Here is a 16,134-nt window from a genome sequence, read left to right as displayed (position 1 = left end):
GCACGCCCGCCGCCCCGGTGGCCGCGGCCAGGGTGCCCAGCAGCGCCGGCAGCGCGGTCTGGCCGAGCCGGTTCGACGCCAGCCGCAGCGACATCGCGATCCCGCGCATGCCGGTCGGGGCGATCAGCGATATCCACGACATGGTGATCGGCTGACACACCCCGATCGCGAACCCGTACCCACAGGTCAGCACCACCAGCGCCCAGGCGGGCAGCCCGAAGAAGAACGCCCCCAGCGTCAGCGCCGAGACCAGGATGCTGCCCACCAGCAGCCACCGCCGGCCGAGCCATCGCGCCAGCGGGCCCAGGAACAGCCGCGAGATCATCGAGAACCCGGACCGCGCCACCAGCATCAGGCTGATCACGGCCGCGGGGATGCCGCGTTCCTGCCCCAGCAGCGGGGCGTAGGCGACGAAGATGTCCACCGTCGCCAGCACCAGGCTCCCGGCGACCAGCGCGTTCGGCAGACCGCGCGTGGCCAGCACAGCGCCCGCCGCCTGCAGCATCCCGACCCTGCCCTGCGCGATCTCGCGGGCCGGACCCCGGATGATCAATGAGACCCCCAGCATCAGCACCGCGCATCCCAGCCCGACCGTGAACACCAGCCGGATCGGCGGCGTGTGCGCCGTGCCGCCCGGCAGCATCAGCATGAGGGGTCCGACGGTCTGACCGAGCGCCACCGCGAACCCGTAGATGCCGAAGATGCTGTCCGAGCGCCCGGCCGGCGAGATCGCGCCGACGAACGACTGCTGCGCCAGCACCGTCATCATCTGACCGCATCCCAGCAGCACGGACGCCGCGATCAGCATCCCCAGCGACCGCGCGCCCAGCACGGCCACCAGCGTGGCGGCCACGGTGATGACCGACGCGATGATCATGCCCGCGCGTTCGCCGATCACATCGGTCATGCGTCCCGCGGGCATCGCCAGCACCAGTGCCGGCAGCGCGTAGAACGCGGTCAGCAGTCCCAGCAGGGTCGGCGAGGCGCCGACGTCCAGCGCCGCGTACGAGAGGGAGGGGCGGATGCCGAAGACGACGATCTGGATCAGCGCGGCGTGCACGAGCAGCAGGAGCATCCCCCGCCTGCCGCCGCTCACCGCCGGGCGTCTCGTCTTCGGCATCCGCCGGTCATGGTCACACCGTGGCCTTCATCAGGTCGAGCACCTCGGTGGCGGGTCCGGATTCGCCGGGGAACACGTGCGCGTCGCCGGCGTCGAACACCAGACGGACGGGGCCGCTCAGGCCGCCGTCGGGCGAGATCACCTGCACGCCCAGGTCGCCCAGCTTCAGGATGTACTCGTGGTGCGAGCCGACGTACGCGCTGGCCGACACCTCGGTGTCCAGCACGTTCAGGCCGCGGCTGCCCGGGGCCTCGGCGACGATCCGCAGCTTCTCGGGGCGGATCGCGATGGTCGCCGGAGATCCTGCCGACCAGTGCTGGTCGGTGGCCACGTGCACGGTCTCGCCGGTGGCGTTCAGGCGCACCTCGACCTCGTCGCCCAGCATCCGCTCCACTGTGCCGATCAGGAAGTTGCAGCTGCCGACGAACCCGGCCACCTCGGCGCTGGCCGGGTGCTCGTAAATGTCCTTCGGGGTGCCGATCTGCGCCATCACGCCGTTGAACATCACGGCGATGCGGTCGCTGAGCGTGAGCGCCTCGTCCTGGTCGTGCGTGACGTACAGGGTCGTGATGCCCAGGTCGGACTGCAGGCGCTTGAGCCAGGCGCGGGCCTGTTCGCGCAGCTTGGCGTCGAGGTTGGACAGCGGCTCGTCCAGCAGCAGCACGCTGGGCGAGTACACCAGGGCACGGGCCAGCGCCACGCGCTGCTGCTGACCGCCGGAGAGCTGGTGCGGATAGCGGTCGGCGAGGTGCGCGAGGCCCACCCGCTCGAGCGCGTCCTGGATGCGGGCGGCGGTCTCGGCCTTGCCCGCACGGCGGATGTTCAGCGGGAACGCGAGGTTGCGGCGGATGGTCATGTGCGGCCAGAGCGCGTAGGACTGGAACACCATGCCGAGGTTGCGCTCCTCGGTGGGCACGTAGACCTTGTTGGCGCGGTCCACCAGCATCCGATCGCCGATCGAGATCGAGCCCTCGGTGGGATCCTCGAGTCCGGCGATGCTGTTGAGGGTGGTCGACTTGCCGCAGCCGGAGGGGCCGAGCAGGGTGAAGAACTCGCCGTCCTTCACCTCGAAGTCGATGTCGTTCAGGACTTTCACGTCTCCGAACGTCTTGGCCATGTGCGAGACGCGGATCTCAGGCATCAGTCTTCTCTTTCATCAGGAGGTTCGCCAGGCCGACGACGACGGCGGTGATGGCGATCTGTATGGTGGCGAGCGCGGCGACCGAACCGCTGTTGCCCTGAACCCAGAGCTCGAGCATGGTCGTGCCGATCACGTTGGTGCTGGCCGACGACAGGAACAGCGCGGCCGAGTACTCCTTGAGCATGGTGACGAAGACCAGCAGCATGGCGCCCGCGAAGGCGGGGACCAGGAGCTTGCGCAGGATGCGGATGAACACGCCCACCCAGTCGGCGCCGACCACGCGGCCGGCGTTGTCGAGTTCGCCGGCGATCTGCATGAGCGCCGGGGAGATCGACCCGAAGGCCGTGGGCAGCGCTCTCAGGCCGAACGCGATGATGATCGCGAACAGGGTGCCCTGGATGAGGTTGCCCCCGGGCAGGATCGCGAAGGCCCAGAAGAATCCGATGCCGACGATGATGCCGGGGATGGCCTGCGGGGCCAGGGACAGGTACTCGACGACCTTCGCGAAGCGGAACGAGGATCTCTTGGCGACCACGACGGCGATCAGTGCCAGCGCGCTGACCAGGACCGCTCCGATCAGGGCGACGATCACGCTGTTCCAGATCGACTGGATGTACGACTGGTACGTGAAAACGGTCTGGTAGTTGGTGAGCGTGAGCGTCTTGAACGGGCTCTGCAGCGGGGTGAAGATCAGCGTGAACGAACGCAGCACGAGCGCGAGGATCGGCAGGGCCGCGCCGAACACGACGTAGATGACGATCAGGACGGTGGCCACCCACTTCAGCCAGCCGAGGTCGAGCCGACGAGGCCGGGTGGCCTTGCCGCGCACGGAGACGAACCGCTGCGCATCCTTGAGCACCTTGGCCTGCAGGGCGACCGTGCCGATGGTGACGACCAGGATGATCGTGGAGGCCGAGGCCAGCACCCCGTAGTCGGGGCGGATGGACTGCAGCCCGTGCGTGTACAGGAAGGTGGAGAACACCTCGATGCGCACCGGGGTGCCGTACAGCAGGGGCACGCTGAGGGTCTCGATCGACATCGAGAAGATCAGCACGGACGCGTAGACGATCGGCGGTCGCAGCAGCGGCACGATCACCTGGAACACGATGCGCAGAGGGCCGGAGCCGCACACCTGCGCGGCGCTCTCCAGCGAAGCATCCGATTTGCGCAGCGCGTTGGCGCAGAAGACGTAGGCGATCGGGGCGAGGCCGACGGCCTCGGTCAGCGCCATGCCGGGGATGGAGTACAGGTCCCACGGCACGAAGCCGATCCAGCGCTGCACCTCCACGCTGACGAACCCGGCGGGCCCGTAGAGGGTGATCCAGCCGAAACCCAGCAGCAGCGACGAGATGAAGAACGGCCACTGCATGGATGCCGCCAGCAGGCGCCCGAAGGGGAGCTTCGTGCGGACCACCAGGATCGCCATCGGGATGGCGAACACCAGGGTCAGGAAGGTGGTCAGCACCGCGAAGATCGCCGTGTTGAGGATCACCTGGCCGAAGCCGTCCTCGGCGAACAGCTTCACATAGGAGTCGAGCGTGAACGCGCCGGTCGAGTCGTACAGAGGCTTGCTGCGTACCGACTGATACAGGATCGGGGCGATCGGGGCGACGACGAACAGCGCGACGATGACGAGCACCACCCACTGCACGAACCGATCCCGCCCGACGCCGAAGACCCGCGGGTACTTCGGCGCCGGGAGGGCGGTCGTCGCCCGATCCGTCGCGTCCTGTTCAGGAGCGAGGGTCTGGGTTGACATGAGTCACTTCCGTTTCGGGATGCTGCTGCTCGGATCCCGGAGGATCACTTGCCGAGCAGGCCGTTCCACTTGTCGACGAACGCCTTGACGTCGGCGTCGCTGGTGACGGTGTACGGAACGCGGATGATGTTCTTCTCGCCGACCTGGTCGACGATCTCCTTGTAGGTGTGGCGGCCTTCGACCTGCTTGACGCTGTCGCGGTAGGCGGTCAGACCGCCCTCGGCGACGGCGTTCTGACCCTCCTCGGAGAGCACGAAGTCGATGAACAGCTTCGCGGTCGCTGCGTGCGGGGCCTTCGGCGTGATGCCGATGCCGCGGCCGAGCACCACGGTGCCGTCCTTCGGGTAGACGAAGGTGAAGATGCCCTGCGCCTTCTGCTCCTGCGGGAACGCGACCGCGCTCGAGATGAAGAAGCCGGCGAGGTACTCGCCCGAGGTGATCTTGTCGATCTGCGTGCCCGAGGATGTCTCGGGGCGGGCGGAGGGGAGCACCGAGCTCAGCGCATCCCAGGAGTCGCTGCCGTCGTCGGCGTAGGCCTTCGAGACCGAGAAGCCCCACGAACCGCTCACGTCGCGGGAAGTGATCTTGCCCTTGAACTTGGCCGGGTCCTTGGCGATGATCGTGGCGAGGTCGGCGATGCTCTTCGGCGCCCCGCCGAGCAGCTGCTCGTTGTAGGCGAGGCCCACCGGGTCCATCGACAGTGCGTACACGCCCTTCATCACCTGGGCGTAGTCGGGCAGCTTCGCAAGCTCGGGCGAGGTGTAGTCCAGCACGCGATCGGGTTCGGAGTTGTAGGTCGCCCAGGCCTGCACGGCGTTGGTCGACAGGATGTCCGCCGACGCGCTGCCGGTGGCGGTCTCGCTGAGCTGCTTCTGGAAGACCTCGTCACTGTCGAGGTTGTTCGCGGAGATGTTCTTCACGAAGGGGTACTTCTTCTGGAAGTCGCGGAAGATCGGAGCCCAGTTCTCCTGATCCGCGTTGGAGTAGATCGTGAGGCTGCCGCCCTCCTTCTTCGCGGCGTCGACGATCTTGCCGTAGTCGGCGGGATAGTAGCTGGGCCACGCGTTCTGCGTGATCTTGTTCACCGGCGCCTTGGGAGCGTCGGATCCGGCACAGGCCGTGAGCGAGACGGCGACGCCCGTGACGGAGACCACGGCCAGTGCCACGGTGGCGAGGCGGCGGATGCTGCTCTTCATAGGTTCACTCCTTTGTGATGGCGAGTCGGGATGGTGCTCCCGAGACGCGGATCAGACTAAGGTCGCGAGCCAGGCCGCCGAAGGTTGTCCGGATTAGTGCAGGTTGTGTGCGTTCTGCTCAGGGCGCGCGTGCGGAGCGGCGGCGGGGTTTCCATATTCTCGTGGTTGGAAACTCCACATTCTCGTGGTTGGAAGCTCCACATTTTCATGGTTGCGAGTATCATCAAGACATGGAGTATCAGCCGCGCGTCGTAGACGAGAGCCTCCGTGATCTGCTGAGGATCGCCGGAGCAGTGCTCGTTGAGGGCGTACGCGCCTGTGGGAAGACCGAGACCGGCGAGCATCTGAGTAGAAGCTCCGTGCGCCTTGACGTCGATGACGCGGCCCGTGAACTGGCCGATCTCGCCCCGGCACGACTGCTCGACGGCGCAGCACCGCGACTCATCGACGAATGGCAGCTCGCGCCCCAGCTGTGGAACCACGTGCGCCGAGCCGTCGATCAGCGCCGTGAACCAGGACAGTTCATCCTCGCAGGATCGGCGATACCGGCAGACGACGTCACCCGGCACTCCGGCGCCGGACGCATCCTTCGACTGCGTATGCGCCCGATGACACTCATGGAAGCCGGCCGATCGACGAATGAGGTGTCCCTGCAGGAGATCCTCGACGGCATGGATGCTGTGGATGGCGCATCCGCGCTCTCAATCGAGGAGATCGCGACGGCTCTCTGCATCGGCGGGTGGCCCGGCATGCAGAATCTGTCCGCCAAAGACGCACAGCGGCTTCTGCGGTCTTACCTCGACGATGTCGCGCGCGCGGATCTCCCCGATGTCGACGACACGAGGCGGGACCCTGCACGAGTGCGCCGGTTGATCTCCGCGTATGCACGACACGTCGCAACGCCCGCGACGCTGGCGACGATCGTCCGTGACACCGGCACAGACGAAGCCGACGTGCTGTATCCGACAACGGCACGCGCTTACATCGATGCTCTCGAGCGCACGATGACCATCGAGGAGCAGCCGAGTTGGGGCCCGCACCTCCGCTCACGCGATACGGTGCGCGGCGCCGGCATCCGTCACTTCGTCGATCCCTCGCTGGCCGTGGCCGCGATGAACGGCAGCGTCGACCGACTGCTCGGCGATCCGAACACGTTCGGGCTGCTGTTCGAGTCGATGGTCGTGCGCGACCTCCGCGTATTCGCACAGGCGCTGGATGGCGAGGTCCGCCACTACCGCGACAGCGCCGGCACCGAAGCGGATGCCATCATCCAGCTGCGCGACGGCCGGTGGATCGCCATCGAGATCAAGCTCGGCCAGAGCCGCGTCGAAGAGGCGGCCACCTCACTGAAGAAGCTGGTGCAGAAGATCGATACCTCTCGAGTGGGCGAGCCCACCGCACTTGTCGTGATCACTGGCGGGCAGTACGCCTACACGCGCCGGGACGGCGTGCACGTCGTCCCCGCGGGGTGTCTGGGGGCGTGATTCGCTGAGAGCAGTCCGTCCACGCGTGGATACCCAAACGCAGCAGCCGAGACCTCAGCCCTTAGGCGAGTCCAGCGTGATTACCATGTCGCTTCCACGCTTGGGATGGTACGACCATTCGATTGTGATCCCGTCCCAAGGATGCCGATGACAAGACCGATTGCGCCGGCCCCGAGCGTCGGGATCAGCCAGGGCACAGTCGCACTGACGGGTCTGTTGGTGCTGTTATCAGCCATGAAATCCTTCTTTCCGGTAGTCACAAGACTCAGACGTTCTAACTTGCCGCGCACGCACGCGAAACACGCGTGCGTGCGTGACGAGCCGGACGACGCGGGGCGAACGCCGTGCACCGATCGGACCTTAGGTCCCCCGACCTGTGGTCCGACCGTCGACCGATGATACTGCTGGGTGCCGACACTCACGCGACAGCAAGGTTCACCCCTCAGCAGCCTGCGTTCGTCTCGCTGCGCTCGCCCCGAGACCAGTGTGAGGACCCACAACGACCGGGCTCATCGGCCGCCCCGGTAGACTGATCCCGCCCCGCCTTCCGCTGCTTCAGGAGCCCGCGTGTCTGCCGCATCCTCTTCCTCTGTAAACCAGCACGTCCCCGACTCCGTCGAGAACGCCATCGCGACTCCCGAGAAGGAGCAGCCGTATGCGGCGCTCGGCCTCAAGGACGACGAGTACGCCCGCATCCGCGAGATCCTGGGCCGCAGGCCCACGAGCGGCGAGTTGGCGATGTACTCCGTGATGTGGTCGGAGCACTGCTCGTACAAGTCCTCCAAGAACTACCTCAAGAGGTTCGGGCAGAAGGTCTCCGACGAGATGCGTGAGCGCCTCATGGTCGGCATGGGCCAGAACGCCGGCGTCGTCGACGTGGGCGAGGGCTGGGCCGTCACGTTCAAGGCCGAGTCGCACAACCACCCGTCCTTCATCGAGCCGTTCCAGGGCGCCGCGACCGGCATCGGCGGCATCGTGCGAGACATCATCTCGATGGGCGCCCGCCCGGTCGCCGTCATGGACGCGCTGCGGTTCGGCGCCATCGACCACCCCGACACCCCGCGCGTGGTGCACGGCGTCACGGCCGGCATCAGCTTCTACGGCAACTGCCTGGGCCTGCCCAACATCGGCGGCGAGACGGTGTTCGACGCCGTCTACCAGGCCAACCCGCTCGTCAACGCCCTCGCCGTGGGCGTGCTCCGCCACGAGGACCTCAAGCTCGCCAACGCGACCGGCGTCGGCAACCTCGTCGTGCTCTTCGGCGCCCGCACGGGAGGCGACGGCATCGGCGGAGCCTCGATCCTGGCATCCGACACCTTCGCCGACGGCGGCCCCACGAAGCGCCCCGCCGTGCAGGTGGGCGACCCGTTCGCCGAGAAGGTTCTCATCGAGTGCTGCCTGGAGCTGTACAAGGGCGAGCTGGTCGAGGCCATCCAGGACCTCGGCGCCGCCGGCATCTCCTGCGCCACCAGCGAGCTGGCCGCCAACGGCAACTCCGGCATGCGCGTCTCGCTCGACTCCGTGCTGCTGCGCGACCCCACCCTCACCGCCGAGGAGATCCTGATGAGCGAGTCTCAGGAGCGGATGATGGCCATCGTCGCTCCCGAGAAGCTCGACGCGTTCATGGCCGTGGTGCACAAGTGGGAGGTCGAGACCAGCGTTCTCGGCGAGGTCACCGGCGACGGCCGCCTGGTCATCGATTGGCAGGGTGAGCGCATCGTCGACGTGGACCCGTCGACCGTCGCCGTCGACGGCCCGGTCTACGACCGTCCGGTCGCCTACCCGACCTGGATCGACGCATTGCAGGCGGATGCCGCGGAGAACCTCCCCCGTTCGAACGACCCGGACGTTCTCCGCGAGCAGTTCCTGAAGATCCTCGGCTCGCCGAACCTCGCCGACCCGAGCTGGATCACCAACCAGTACGACTACTACGTGGGCGGCAACACGGCTCTGGCCTTCCCTGACGACGCCGGCATGATCCGCGTCGACGAGGAGTCCGGTCTGGGCTTCGCCATCGCCACCGACGCCAACGGCCGCTACTGCCAGCTCGACCCGTACGCGGGCGCGCAGCTGGCCCTGGCCGAGGCGTACCGCAACGTCGCCGTCACCGGCGCCGTTCCGACCGCCATCACCGACTGCCTCAACTTCGGCTCGCCCGAGAACCCCGAGGTCATGTGGCAGTTCGGGCAGACGGTCGACGCCCTCGCCGACGGATGCTTCGAGCTGGGCACCCCGGTCACCGGCGGCAACGTCTCGTTCTACAACCAGACCGGCGACACCCCCATCCACCCCACCCCGCTGGTGGGCGTGATGGGAATCATCGAGGACGTCTCGCGCCGCATCCCGTCGGGATGGCAGGATGCCGGTCAGAACATCTACCTGCTCGGCACCACCCGCACCGAGCTGTCGGGCTCGGCATGGGCCGATGTGATCCACGACCACCTCGGCGGGCGCCCGCCCGTGGTCGACCTCGCCGGCGAGCGCAGTCTGGCGGGCCTGCTGTCCGCCGCCCGCGACGAGTGGCTGATCTCCTCCGCCCACGACCTGTCCGAGGGAGGCCTCGCGCAGGCCCTCGCCGACGGCGTGATGCGGTTCGGCATGGGCGCGCGGGTCTGGCTCACCGAGCTCATGGAGCGCGACGGGGTGGATGCAGCATCCGCTCTGTTCTCCGAGTCGGCGGGCCGCGTGATCGTGACCGTCCCCCGCGACGACGACGTGAAGTTCCGCGGCCTGTGTGAGGGCCGCGGCTACCCGGTGCTGCGCATCGGCGTGACCGACTCCGAGCCGGCGCTCGAGGTGCAGGACGTGTTCACCCTCAGCGCCGCCGAGCTGCGCGAGACGTCGCGCGCCACGCTCCCCGCGGTGTTCGGCCCGACCGTCTCCGAGCCGGTGGCGTGACCGGCACGATGAACCGCAGCGACGAGGACTACAGCGACTTCGAGCGCCGCAACCGCCGCCTGCGCACGATCGCATGGGTGACCATCATCGCCCTGATCGTGGGCGGCGGCGGCGCGACCCTGTTCACCCTGGTCGCGGGCGGCTGATCATGGCTCCGCGCCGCAGGCGCCCGTACCTCACCACGGCCATCGTGCTGTGGGTGATCGCGGTGGTGCTGCTCCTGCCCGCGCTCAGTGCGCTGACGGCGGGCACGGCGAGTGCTCGTGGCTTCGCGCCTGTCGGCATCTCGACCGGTGTGCTCGTGGCGATCGCCGGCACGCTGCTGTTCTTCGCCGGCCCGAAGAGGCGCGATGAGGACGACCCGAACCCGCCTGTCGACGACGCGGACTAGTCCCAGGGCGTGACGAGTCCCATTCATGCGAGTGCGCCGCCACCGCCACACGCGCCAGAGGCGGGTGCCTGCACGTCCTCGATGTGGCCACGATCATTCTGCCTTTCCGGGGCGAGCGGCTCATGGTGATGTCAGCGGTACCCGCCCACCAAGGATCAGACAGTCTGGGCGTGGTTGCGCCGCTGACTCTCGTTAAGGTGTTTCGCCGCGTCCGCGGCACCTCGAGGCTGGATCGTCGACTGCATTCCCGCGCATGGCGAAGGGGCCGGGCCTCAGCATCCGCCATGGCCCGACCCCGTGGATCACGGTCCGATCAACTGACTGCCCACTCAGAGCCGGTCAGCTGGAGAGATCCGAGGCGGCGATCAGCTCGTTGAACGCCTTCATAGTGCCGTCGAGGTTCACGTCACCGGTCAGGTACTGCTGCAGGATCTGCTTGCCGCGGTCCTGGATCTTGGTGAGATCCTTGTACATCGGCGCGGGAACCGACTTCTGCACAAAGGTGTACATGTCATCCTTCCACTCCGCGTCGATCTGGTCGAAGTAGCTCGACAGCACAGGCAGCTTGCCCCACTGTTCGGCGGCCTGCACCTGCAGATCCGACATCATCGCGGTCTTGATGAAGTCATAGGCGAGGTCCTTGTTCTTCGACGCACTCGGCACGAGCACGCCAGCGCTGAAGCCGAAAGAACCGTTCTCCAGCGATCCGGGCATCGCCAGCACCGCGACGTTCTCCATGCCAAGCGACTGCCCAGCCTCCGGCACGCGCGAGGCGGTCTCCAGCAGCATCCCGAGGTTTCCAGCGTTGAAGTTGCTACGCCCGGCATCCTTGTTCGTGAACGTGTCGATGGAGAACACTCCCTCCTGCACTCCCTTTAGCCAGATCGGCAGGACCTTTCGCATCTCGGGCGTGTCGAAAGTGAGCGTCTTGCCATCCTTCTCATACAGATCCCCGCGCAGCGCCTGCTCCACCGAGAACAGCGTAGGCACGGCGTTCGGTCCCCACTGGATGGTCATCCCAGGGGTACCGGTCGCGTCAGTGATCTTCTTGGCAGCGGCATACACGTCGCCCCAGGTATCGAAGGTCGGCACCTCGCCATCGGCGCCGAGCAGGCCGGCCTTGTCGAGGATCAGCTTGTTCGCGCTGATGTTGTAGACCTCGAGGCCGAAGGGGACCGCAAACTGGTTTCCGTTCAGGCCGGTGTAGTCCAGCGACTCACCGACAAACTTCGACGGGTCGAGGTCACCGGTGAGCAGCTCCGTCTCGTTGAAGTCGACGATGAGCTTCTGCTCGACGAACTGCACTGCGGTGGATGCGCCGTCGACGACGACGATGTCCTGATCAGACTTCCCCTGGCTCCACTCCAGGGCGAACGTCGAGAGGGCCTGGTTGTCGGCGTATTCAACGAGGTTGACTGTGACGCCGTCGTGGTCCTTCGCGTACTGCGCGGCCATGTCCTTGAGCGCAAGCTTGTCGCCCATCCACGCTTGGATGGCGATGTTGAGGGTTCCCGACTCCGCACCGGCGCCCCCTCCGGGCTCAGGGGTGGAGCCCGCCGGTGTTCCGCCGCACGCCGTGAGGGCGAGGATGGTGGCCGCTGTGACGGCGAGTGCGCCGAATCGTTTGACGGGTGTGAACATGTGACACTCCTCCTTGCTGGGTGATGTGATGCTGGCCGTGCGGGATGCGTCGCGGATCATGCTCGCGCGCTGTACGGGCCTCAGCCCTTGACGGCTCCCTGGGTGATGCCCTCGACGATCTTCCGTTGGAAGAGGGCGAAGATGATGATCGGCGGCAGAATGGCCAGAGTGATCACGGCAGCCAGCGTGCCGTACTCCCAGACCTCGCTCTTGAGCAGCGTGAGGCCGACGGACAGAGGCATGGCAGGCGGTGAGGTGGCCAGTGTCTTCGCCAGGGTGTACTCGCCCCAGATGCTGTAGGTCGTGATGACGGTGACGAGGATCATGCCGTTCTTGGTGAGAGGCAGCATGATCGACCACCAGCGCCGAAAGCGTCCCGCACCATCCATCTCAGCCGAGTCCTCGATCTCGACGGGAATGTCAGCGAAGTGCTTGTGCATGATGAGAATCGCGAACGGCAGGGTCACCGCGACGTTCGGCAGGATCAGGCCGAGCTGGGTGTTCAGGATGCCCGATCTGCTCTCCATGATGAACATCGGCACGAGCAGAATGGCAAGTGGGATGGTGAGCGTGGCGATGATGGCCGAGAAAAGCAACGCCGATCCTCGGAAGCGCAGCTTGGCGAAGCCGTATCCGGCCAACGAGCTGAGCACGACGACGAGTACGACCCCGACGACGGTGATCACGACGGTGTTCCAGAAATAGCCGCCGAATCCGCCAGAGGCGACCGTGGTGATGTAATTCTGCAGCGTCCACCGCTCGGGGAGGATCGACGGCGGCTCCTTGAAGATGTCCTCGGGCACCTTGAACGAGTTCAGGACGATGTACAGGATCGGCGAGAGAAACAGGATCGCTGCGATGACGAGCGCCGCGTGCGTGAATCCCGCCATCGCCTTCGCCCGCATCGACGTGCGGGGGCCCCGTGCGTGGTCAGACATCTCGCCGTGTCCTTCCCATGGAGATGACGTAGTTCACGCCGATGAGGATGAGGATGATCGCACCGAGGATGTACCCCATTGCCGACGCGTACCCCATGTCGAAGTAGTTGAAGGCTGTGATGTATATCTGCTGATAGAGCACGAGGGTGCTGGTGCCCGGCCCACCGTCGGTGAGGACCATCGGCTCGACGAACACCTTGAGCGCCTGCAGCAGCCCCCAGGTTCCGGTGATGACGAACGTCGGGCGCAGGCTCGGCAGGATCACGTGCTGGAAACGCTTCCAGCCGTCGGCCCCGTCTATCTCCGCGGATTCCAGGATCTCCTGAGGGATCGCCTGCAGGCCGGAGAGGAACAGGATGGTGAGGAATCCGATGGTGGCCCACAGCGCGAGGACGATGATTGCCGCCATCGCGGTCGTCCCGTCGCTGAGCCAGGCTCTGGTAGCGCCGTGCAGCCCGAGGATATCGCCGAGCACGTGATTGAGCAGCCCGTAGTTGGGCTGCAGGATCCACACGAAGACGAGCCCGGCGAGGGAGAGCGGCACGACGATCGGCATGAACACCGCGCTGCGGTAGAAGCCGCTGAAGCGCAGCCTGCGGAACAGCAGCATCGCAAGACTCAGCGAGATCACCATGACCAGCACGAAGTATCCGACTGCGAAGACGAAGGTGTTGCGCAGCGCGGTGAGAAACAGCGGATCTGAGAACGCCTGCCGGTAGTTGTCGAGGCCGATGAAGGCCGGTGCGGCATCCCGAACGAAGTTGTACTTCGTGAAGCTGAGCACGCCGGAGTACACCAGCGGATACAGCATGAAGACGAATACGAACAGTGCCGCGGGCAGCACGAACAGTACGCCGGTCATCGATCCCCGACGCCGGGCAGGTCTACGGCCGGAGGGCACGACAACGGATACCGTGTCGATCGGGGCGGGCCGGGGGCGGGCTGGACCCGTTCTCTCAGCCAGGTGGTTGTTCATCATCGAAGTCCAATCGCTGTGCTCGCCTCGTCGGGAGCTGATCCGATTGATGTCACTGTAATGTTCCTGCGACAAGAGTGCAAGCAATGCAACAAGTTGCAGTATGCTTACAAGGGTAAGGAATGCTCAGAGAAGCGGATAGGACCATCCGTTCACGTCGCTTAGCATCGGGTAAGCGGAGGATGCCGCACCCCGGCGGCGAGAAGAGGCAGGGGTATCAGCGTGAAGGTCACACTCTCCGACGTTGCACGTCACGTCGGCACGTCCACATCGACGGTTTCCCGCGCGATCTCGTCTCCCGAACGCGTGAACGCTGCGACACGGGAGCGGATCCTCGCAGCAGTGCGCGAGTTGGGCTATGTCGTTCCGGTCATCCCCCCTGCGGATGCCGCTGACGCGCACCCCATAGGGCTGATCGTCCCCGACATCGTGAACCCCTTCTTCCCTCCGATCATCAAGGCTGTACAGGCCAGGGCCAACACCAGGGGCCGCACCGTGCTCATCGCGGACACCGACGAGCATCCCCAGGATGAGATGCTACGAGCGGAGCAGCTGGCGTCCCGCGTCGACGGCCTCATCGTCGTCAGCCCTCGCACACCCCTGGAGCACATGGATCGGCTTGTGTCGCTGCGACCGACGGTTCTCGTCAACCGCAGCCACGGCGCGACGCCCAGCGTCGTGATCGATGACAGCAGCGGAATCGCCGAGGCCACGCAGCACCTCGCAGCGCTCGGTCACCGCACGATCTGCTACCTCAACGGGCCGAAGCGATCGTGGTCGAATGCGCAGCGCCAGCGCGCCGTCCGTGCGGCTGCCGAGGTCGCCGGGCTCGAGCTGCTGGAGTTCGGTCCTTTCGAACCGCAGATCCAGGCAGGCGCCAGGGCCGCCGACCTCGTCGTGGCGTCGCAGGCGACCGCCGTGATCGCCTATGACGACATGATCGCGCTGGGCCTCATGACGCGGCTGAACGAGCGCGGCGTCGCGATCGGAGAGGATCTCAGCGTGATCGGCATCGATGACAGCCTGTTCTCAGGAATGACGTACCCGACGCTGACCTCGATCCACGTTCCGGGCGCCGAGGCGGGAAGGACCGCCGTGGACATGCTGCTGGACGCACTCACCGCAGGGCGTGCGGCATCCGCCGAGGACGAGGTCGTTGCCGTCCTGGACACCAGGCTCGTGGTCCGCGGCTCGACCGAGCCTCCCGCCGACACGAGTCAGTGACGCTCTCCCACTGATGCACGATTTGCAAGATCTTGCTTTTCGTTGCATATTTCTTGCTAAGATATGCAGCATCAGCAGGCGACGGGTCCGACTCGTCGTGACCGTCATCACTGATGACGACGGTGGGAAGGAGCGCGATGAGCACCCGAAGTGCAGCAGCGATCCGGCAGGAGAGCCCACTGCCGGTGCAGGCCATCACCGCGCCGCAGATCGCGGCGGGCGAGGAGTTGCTCGAGGGACACGGAGTCATCCTCGACGGAGACCGCATCCGTGCTGTCGTCCCGGTGAGGGCTCTGCCGGACGGCATCCCCGTCACCATGCTCGACAGCGGCATCCTCGCCCCTGGTCTCGTCGACATCCACGTGCATGGAGCGGCGGGCGCGGGCTTCAACGCCGGTGACGTCTCTGAGTCGATCGTCGCCGCGCGCGCACTGCGCGCAGCGGGGGTCACCACCGCGCTCCCGACGCTCGCCAGCGCTGATATCGACGGAACGCTGAAGGCTCTCGATGCGCTCGCAGAGGTCACCGACACGCAGGGCGTTCCCCGCATGCCGGGTGCGCATCTCGAAGGCCCCTGTCTATCGCACGCACAGCGAGGCGCGCAGTCCCCCACCGACCTGATCGGCGCAGACGACGCTGCCGTGTCACGCATCCTCGAGCGTGCCGAACAGATCCGCGTGATGACCCTCGCACCCGAGCTGCCAGGCGCGATCGCTCTGATCGGACGGCTGGTCGATCTCGGAATCGTGGCCGGCGCTGGGCACAGCGATGGCACGATCGACGACCTCGTCAGGGCGCAGGATGCCGGACTCAGCCATGTGATCCACATCTACAGCGGTCAGTCCACCACCACGAGAAGAGGCCCGTGGCGCGTCCCGGGCATGCTGGAGGCGACGCTGGTGTCGCGCGGGCTCACTGTCGAGATGATCGCAGACGGACGCCACCTCCCGCCCGCACTCATGCAGCTCGCCTTCCGGATGCTGTCGGGCAGGCTCTGTCTGGTCTCCGATGCGACCGCGGGCGCCGGCCTGCCGGAGGGCGACATCTACCGGATGGGAAATGTCGAGTACATCGTCGAAGACGGCGTCGGTATGACCGCCGACCGCGGTTCGTTCGCTGGCAGCACCACACTGCTGCCCGACATGCTGCCCATCGCCGCGACAGCCCTCGGGCTCAGCGAGGCGGAGGCCATCGCCATGGTCACCTCGATCCCCGCGCGTGCTGCGCGCCTCGACGACGTCGGCCGCATCGCCGCGGGTGCACGCGCTGACTTCGTGCACCTCTCCGCCGATCTGCGCGTGCAGGCCGTCGCCGTCGGCGGCACGTGGGATGCGCGCAGCACAGTCCATTGACCCCGGCGCGGTCT

At 66.5% G+C, this 16,134-nt stretch carries 13 protein-coding genes; 6 read left to right on the top strand and 7 right to left on the bottom strand.

Annotated elements, in window-relative coordinates:
* The 4 genes from WA967_RS01265 to WA967_RS01250 all read right to left on the bottom strand — a co-directional run.
* The coding region (locus tag WA967_RS01265) for an MFS transporter (protein WP_424419096.1) at nt 1-1,120 on the bottom strand (1,120 nt) is incomplete at its 3' end.
* A gap of 13 nt (nt 1,121-1,133) precedes the next feature.
* Nucleotides 1,134-2,261 carry an ABC transporter ATP-binding protein gene (locus WA967_RS01260; protein WP_424419095.1) on the bottom strand — a complete coding sequence of 376 codons (1,128 nt, stop codon included), beginning with the start codon at nt 2,259-2,261 and terminating at the stop codon, nt 1,134-1,136.
* Nucleotides 2,254-4,020, bottom strand: a complete 1,767-nt coding sequence (locus WA967_RS01255) for an ABC transporter permease (protein ID WP_424419094.1) — start codon at nt 4,018-4,020, stop codon at nt 2,254-2,256. The genes WA967_RS01260 and WA967_RS01255 overlap by 8 nt, the downstream gene beginning before the upstream one ends.
* A 44-nt stretch (nt 4,021-4,064) precedes the next feature.
* Nucleotides 4,065-5,216 (bottom strand): ABC transporter substrate-binding protein, encoded by a 1,152-nt coding sequence (locus WA967_RS01250; RefSeq protein ID WP_424419093.1) that lies wholly within the window; start codon nt 5,214-5,216, stop codon nt 4,065-4,067.
* A gap of 230 nt (nt 5,217-5,446) precedes the next feature.
* On the opposite strand from WA967_RS01250, the gene WA967_RS01245 reads away from it, so the two are divergent.
* The 4 genes from WA967_RS01245 (at nt 5,447) to WA967_RS01230 (ending at nt 9,989) form a co-directional block, all read left to right on the top strand.
* The gene (locus tag WA967_RS01245) at nt 5,447-6,700 is read left to right on the top strand and encodes an ATP-binding protein (RefSeq protein ID WP_424419092.1); all 1,254 of its coding nucleotides are present in this window, start codon (nt 5,447-5,449) and stop codon (nt 6,698-6,700) included.
* Between the two features lie 567 nt (nt 6,701-7,267).
* Nucleotides 7,268-9,598 carry a phosphoribosylformylglycinamidine synthase subunit PurL gene (gene purL, locus WA967_RS01240; RefSeq protein ID WP_424419091.1) on the top strand — a complete coding sequence of 777 codons (2,331 nt, stop codon included), beginning with the start codon at nt 7,268-7,270 and terminating at the stop codon, nt 9,596-9,598.
* Nucleotides 9,595-9,744, top strand: coding sequence for a hypothetical protein (locus WA967_RS01235; protein ID WP_424419090.1), 150 nt, complete (start codon nt 9,595-9,597; stop codon nt 9,742-9,744). The genes purL and WA967_RS01235 overlap by 4 nt, the downstream gene beginning before the upstream one ends.
* A 2-nt stretch (nt 9,745-9,746) precedes the next feature.
* Nucleotides 9,747-9,989, top strand: coding sequence for a hypothetical protein (locus WA967_RS01230; RefSeq protein WP_424419089.1), 243 nt, complete (start codon nt 9,747-9,749; stop codon nt 9,987-9,989).
* 339 nt (nt 9,990-10,328) lie between these two features.
* On the opposite strand, the gene WA967_RS01225 is transcribed toward WA967_RS01230, so the two are convergent.
* From WA967_RS01225 to WA967_RS01215, 3 genes are all read right to left on the bottom strand, one after another.
* Complete coding sequence (locus tag WA967_RS01225; protein WP_424419088.1) at nt 10,329-11,630, bottom strand: ABC transporter substrate-binding protein; 1,302 nt, start codon at nt 11,628-11,630, stop codon at nt 10,329-10,331.
* An 80-nt stretch (nt 11,631-11,710) separates the two neighbouring features.
* Nucleotides 11,711-12,568, bottom strand: a complete 858-nt coding sequence (locus WA967_RS01220) for a carbohydrate ABC transporter permease (RefSeq protein ID WP_424419087.1) — start codon at nt 12,566-12,568, stop codon at nt 11,711-11,713.
* The gene (locus WA967_RS01215; protein WP_424419086.1) at nt 12,561-13,430 is read right to left on the bottom strand and encodes a carbohydrate ABC transporter permease; all 870 of its coding nucleotides are present in this window, start codon (nt 13,428-13,430) and stop codon (nt 12,561-12,563) included. Before WA967_RS01215 ends, WA967_RS01220 begins: the two co-directional genes overlap by 8 nt.
* A gap of 336 nt (nt 13,431-13,766) precedes the next feature.
* On the opposite strand from WA967_RS01215, the gene WA967_RS01210 reads away from it, so the two are divergent.
* Complete coding sequence (locus tag WA967_RS01210) at nt 13,767-14,768, top strand: LacI family DNA-binding transcriptional regulator (protein ID WP_424419085.1); 1,002 nt, start codon at nt 13,767-13,769, stop codon at nt 14,766-14,768.
* A gap of 137 nt (nt 14,769-14,905) precedes the next feature.
* Nucleotides 14,906-16,120 (top strand): N-acetylglucosamine-6-phosphate deacetylase, encoded by a 1,215-nt coding sequence (locus WA967_RS01205; RefSeq protein ID WP_424419084.1) that lies wholly within the window; start codon nt 14,906-14,908, stop codon nt 16,118-16,120.
* Nucleotides 16,121-16,134 lie beyond the last annotated feature (14 nt).

The organism is Microbacterium sp. (genome assembly GCF_049650565.1).
Lineage (GTDB): Bacteria > Actinomycetota > Actinomycetes > Actinomycetales > Microbacteriaceae > Microbacterium.
The sequence above is the reverse complement of the archived record's forward strand: the minus strand, read 5'-3'. Positions and strand labels throughout refer to the sequence as shown.